The 4724-nt window shown below is 61.0% G+C and carries 4 protein-coding genes and 3 pseudogenes; 4 read left to right on the top strand and 3 right to left on the bottom strand.

Annotated elements, in window-relative coordinates:
* Window positions 1-76: 76 nt before the first annotated feature.
* A pseudogene (locus JKL46_RS34075) lies at window positions 77-470 on the bottom strand (transposase); the annotation flags it as partial.
* Window positions 471-1401: 931 nt separating this feature from the next.
* Between JKL46_RS34075 and JKL46_RS34070 the strand changes: the two are divergent.
* The 3 genes and pseudogenes from JKL46_RS34070 to JKL46_RS34060 form a co-directional block, all read left to right on the top strand.
* Window positions 1402-2031: pseudogene (locus tag JKL46_RS34070) on the top strand (DDE-type integrase/transposase/recombinase); the annotation flags it as partial.
* A 27-nt stretch (window positions 2032-2058) separates the two neighbouring features.
* Window positions 2059-2217, top strand: a pseudogene (locus JKL46_RS34065) (transposase); the annotation flags it as partial.
* 68 nt (window positions 2218-2285) lie between these two features.
* Window positions 2286-3245, top strand: a complete 960-nt coding sequence (locus tag JKL46_RS34060) for a LysR family transcriptional regulator (protein ID WP_201842853.1) — start codon at window positions 2286-2288, stop codon at window positions 3243-3245.
* Here JKL46_RS34060 and JKL46_RS34055 read toward each other — a convergent pair.
* Window positions 3227-3382 carry a hypothetical protein gene (locus JKL46_RS34055; RefSeq protein ID WP_009489145.1) on the bottom strand — a complete coding sequence of 52 codons (156 nt, stop codon included), beginning with the start codon at window positions 3380-3382 and terminating at the stop codon, window positions 3227-3229. The two genes, JKL46_RS34060 and JKL46_RS34055, sit on opposite strands and share 19 nt — an antisense overlap.
* A 199-nt stretch (window positions 3383-3581) precedes the next feature.
* Window positions 3582-4238: an IS630 family transposase gene (locus tag JKL46_RS34050; protein ID WP_201842851.1), complete on the bottom strand. Its 657-nt coding sequence runs from the start codon at window positions 4236-4238 to the stop codon at window positions 3582-3584.
* On the opposite strand from JKL46_RS34050, the gene JKL46_RS34045 reads away from it, so the two are divergent.
* A partial coding sequence (locus JKL46_RS34045) for a transposase (protein ID WP_201842849.1) occupies window positions 4237-4724 on the top strand: 488 nt, incomplete at its 3' end. The genes JKL46_RS34050 and JKL46_RS34045 overlap by 2 nt on opposite strands.

Below are 4724 nucleotides of genomic sequence, written 5' to 3'. Positions count from 1 at the left end.
AGGTTCTGGCAGGCTCGACACCCGCCTCGATACGTCGCCTTTCTCAATCCGTCATCACCCACATTCCGGTATAGTTCATCACGCAAACCTTGGTGCCATAGCCGCCACGAGAGCGGCCAAGTGCTTCACGATGGTCTCGCTCAGCTTGAGAGCCCCTTTTCGGCGAGCTCCGGCGGCCTTCTGATGCGCCCGCACGCTGCTGCCGTCGAGGAACGTCATTCCGAGCTGGATGCTGTGCTCCTGCACCAGGAGACGCTCCCAGACACCCCGACGCGCCCAGCGGATGAAGGTCTGAGCCGCGCGCCACCACGGCCCCAGCTCAGCGGGGACGGACCGCCCTTTGGCACCATTCTCATGCCGCCGAGCATGGCCTCAATGGTCCGTCGTAGATCCTGCGGCGGTGTCTTGCCCTTGGGACGGCACTGTTCCACCAAAGGCTCCAGCATCGCCCACTGTGCGGCCGTCAGCATGGCTCCTCCTCAGATCAGGACGAGCAAAACGCCCTCAGACGCAATGAGTTCATGCGCTAACAGCGCCTTAGCGGCAGCCCTGTGCGATAGCAATCACATCAAAGTATAGGTGTCCTCATCCAGTGGGCAGAATGCTGTCGCACCTTAGTAGATCCGAGCTGGGTTATGGCGCAGACAGTTTGTTTCAGAGTTTTAGCTACTATGATTGAAATCCCGACAACGGAGGACGTGGTGTTCAACGGCAAGCATTTTGATTGTTCGGCGATTCTGCTCTGCGTCCGGTAAAGCGATGCTTATGCGAGGATCCCTTCGCAAAAGGCTGACCACATGCGGCCCCAGGGTCCGTTCTCAGGAACACCCCTGAGGTTAGGCTCTGGCACTTCTCGGAAGGGCGTCGTCACATCAAAGTGTTTTACGTACGCATACTGCCCCTCGCGCGGATGCCCGATTGTGCGTTTTCAAGGACTTAGGCAGGCGAGGCCCGCGCCGGAAAGGCCTTTACTTGGTTGATGTGACATCCCCGCTTATACCCCGCGCATCGCCAGCCCATACCAACGTGTAATCCAATCAGCCACGCGGATAATTGGCGTGGAGTGCTGCCGCAATCATCATCGCCTTATGTCGGCGTAACTCTGTGCGGCTGCGGGTGAAGGCGCTCGTGATCACTGAGGGCGCGATGCCGACCCGGCCGAGCGTCGGTCTTAGGGAAAAGGAGGCTTCGATGCGGCGTGCCGAAATCTGGGCGGCCTTCTATAACGCCTTAGCTGTCGTGATGACGATCGTTGTCATCGCGGCCCTCTTCTACTCCCTCCCTGCTAGGGCCGAGGAGGGACACTCTGATGAGCATCAGATAGCGCACGGCGCCTATCATCACCTCTATAACGGCATCATGCGCCCGGATGTCAAAAACTCGAGCTGTTGCAGTGAGCAGGGTCGTCCTGCGCCTAATCACAAGCGGGTCTATCGAGTGATGAAGGCCCATGACCTCCTGCTGCAGCGCCATGCTGGCGGAGCTGAGACACGTTGGCACGACGGGCGTGTTGCCGTGGAGCGCTCCAGTCTGCGCTGGTGCTCGGATAGGTTCGAGATCGGCTGCGCCAATGGCGAGACGGTGCGGGTGGCGTTTGCACTCGACTGCTGTGATCGCGAGGTGCTGGGGCATGTGGCCACGACCGAAGGACTCACGGGCGAGGACGTGCAGGATCTGATGATCACGGCGGTGGAGCCTCGCTTCGGGTCCGTGAACCGGCTGCCGGAGACCATCGAAGGGCTCTCCGACAACGGCTCGGGCGACATCGCGCATGACACGAAGAGCCTGGCGCGGGAGATGGGGCTGGAGCCGCGCACCACGCCGGTGCAGAGCCCGCATAGCAACGGCCTGGCCGAAGCCTTCGTACGGACGATCACGCGTGATGACGTCCGGGTAAACCCGATCCCGGATGCGAGAACGGTCATGGAAAGCCTTCCCTTATGGTTCGAGCATGACAACAGCCTTCACCCGCACAAGGCGCTCGGCGATCGTTCCCCGCGTGAGTTCATCGCCTCACGTCAACCGGGATGATCTGTCCGATCTTTCGGGGCAACAACAACCAATGGTCTGCTGCGCCAGTACTTTCCAAAGGGGACCGACCTCAGCGCGCATAGCGTCGATGACATCTCAGCTGTGGCACTGGCCCTCAATACCAGGCCGCGAAAGGCCCTTGGCTGGAGAACCCCTGCCGAGGCCTTGGACCAGTATCTGCGATGAGCTAAAATTTCACCGTTGCGACGACCGCTTGAATCCGCCCACATCCATGCTATGGATCACTGCACACCATGCGTTTCAAGGGCCTTGATCTCAATCTCCTCGTCGCGCTCGATGCTCTGATGACCGAGCGTAACCTCACGGCGGCGGCACGCAGCATCAACCTGAGCCAGCCGGCCATGAGCGCGGCCGTCGGCCGGTTACGCGCCTATTTCCGCGATGAGCTATTCACGATGAGGGGCCGTGAACTTGTCCTAACACCGCGTGCGGCAGGGCTCGCCCCCGCAGTCCGCGAGGCTCTGCTGCACATCCAGCTCTCCATCATTTCCTCGGACCGGTTCAACCCAGCCCAATCGGAGCGCCGCTTCAGGATCATCCTTTCCGATTTCATGACACTCGTATTTTTTAGAAAGGTCGTGGAGCGTGTTGCCCGGGAAGCTCCCGCCGTCAGCTTCGAATTGCTGCCTCTCGACGATGACCCCGATGAGCTTCTCCGGCGCGGTGATGTCGATTTTCTAGTCCTTCCGGAAGTATTCATGTCGAGCGTGCATCCTAGAGTGGCACTGTTTGACGAGAAACTTGTGTGTGTAGGTTGCCGCATGAACAGGCAGCTACCGCGGCAGCTTACATTCGAGAGATACATGTCGATGGGGCACGTTGCGGTCAAGTTCGGACGGACACGGAAGCCCTCCATCGAGGAATGGTTTTTGCTCGAGCACGGATTCAAGAGACGTCTTGAGGTCGTGGTGGACAGCTTTAGCATGCTCCCACCCGTGCTATCAGGCACCAACCGTATAGCAACCATGCCCTTACGGCTGGTTGAGCATTTCGCAAAGACGATACCCCTGCGGATCGTTGAACTGCCGCTGCCACTTCCCGCATTCACCGAAGCCGTCCAATGGCCTGCCCTTCACAATAATGATCCAGCAAGCATCTGGATGCGAGAGATACTATTACACGAGGCATCCCACATGGCTTACCCGCGTGAGGCCACGGGACAGCTCAGGCATTCCTATACCACCTCGGCGTGATTGCCACCCCGCTTGATCTTGCGACGGCAGGCGATCTTCCCTTCGGCATCGAAGCCGACAAGGGAGAAGACGTCTTTGCCGATGTCGATGCCAATCATCGTAAGGGTCGGAAATAGATTCTCTATCTCGGGCTCCATGGCTGCTTCTCCCGTTGTCGCGGGTACCAGCCTTTGCCGAGTACCCGCCGGGGGAAGCAGCCGGTCCATCCCATTAGTGGACCGTTGTTCCGAAGCGTGCGAGCTGCAGCCCCAAAATGAGAAGAAAATACCTGGCCAGAAAGCCAATATTGCCGTCGGCGCTTCGGTCTGGCGGTTATATTTCAGGGATTATACCCGCTCACGGAATTTCTGACGTGGTCAGATAAGGATAAGCAGTAAGTGTCGTGAGCCGACCCGCCTCATCAAGAAGCCTGGTCCAGGCGCGGCAGACGGCCTCCAGGACAGCCCCATCGTCGTCCAGCACGCGATGCGAGAGATCCCGCTCACGCAGATAGAGCCAGATCCGCTCCACCGGGTTCAACTCGGGCGAGGCCGACGGCAATGACAGGAGCGTGATGGACGCGGGCACATGCAAGGCCCGCTCGTCGTGCCAGCCGGCCTGATCCAGCACGAGCACCGCATGCACGCCCGGCGCAAGCTGGCGCGAGAAGTGCTCCAGAAGCACCGTCATCGCGTCGGCGTGCACTCGCGGTAGCGCCAGCGCGAAGGCCTCGTCCGTGCCCGGACGGCAAGCGGCCAACAGATACAGCCTCTCGAAGCGCCGGTCGACCACGCCCGGCGGGCGCACCCCGCGCTCATCCCAGACCCGGGTGGTCCGGCCCTTCTGGCCCAAGCGCGCCTCGTCCTGACACCAGAGGTGAAGACGTGCGTCAGGATGCTCCGCCGCGAAGGCCCCTGAAGAGTAGTGTGGTGAAGGTTCTGCAAATCGCCTGATCGGGGCGGTCATGGCAGGATGGTGATGTTCAACGTCACCCTCCGAGAGGAGCCCCACCATGACCAACTCCAAGGATAAACCTGCCGCGGCCGCCATCAAGGACCTTCTGAGCCAGAACCCGGACGGGCTGCGCGAGATCGTGCGGGCCGTCATGCAGGAGATGCTCGAAGCCGAGATGAGCGATGCGCTCCAGGCCGAGAAGGGCGAGCGCACCGCCTCCCGCCTCGGCTACCGCTCGGGCTATTACACCCGCACCCTGGTGACCCGCGTGGGCAAACTCGAGCTGCGGGTGCCGCAGGACCGGGACGGGCGCTTCTCGACCGAGCTGTTCGAGCGCTATCAGCGCTCCGAGCAGGCGCTGGTCGCCACCCTGGCCGAGATGTACGTCCAAGGCGTCTCCACCCGCAAGGTCAAGGCGATCACCGAGGAGCTGTGCGGCCACAGCTTCTCGGCCTCGGCCATCTCCTCGATCAACAAGCGCCTCGACGACAGCCTGGCCCAGTTCGCCTCCCGAAGGCTCGAGGAGCCGTTCCCCTACCTGATCCT

The organism is Microvirga zambiensis WSM3693 (assembly GCF_016735695.1).
In the GTDB taxonomy this organism is placed as follows: Bacteria; Pseudomonadota; Alphaproteobacteria; order Rhizobiales; family Beijerinckiaceae; genus Microvirga; species Microvirga zambiensis.
The sequence above is the reverse complement of the archived record's forward strand: the minus strand, read 5'-3'. Positions and strand labels throughout refer to the sequence as shown.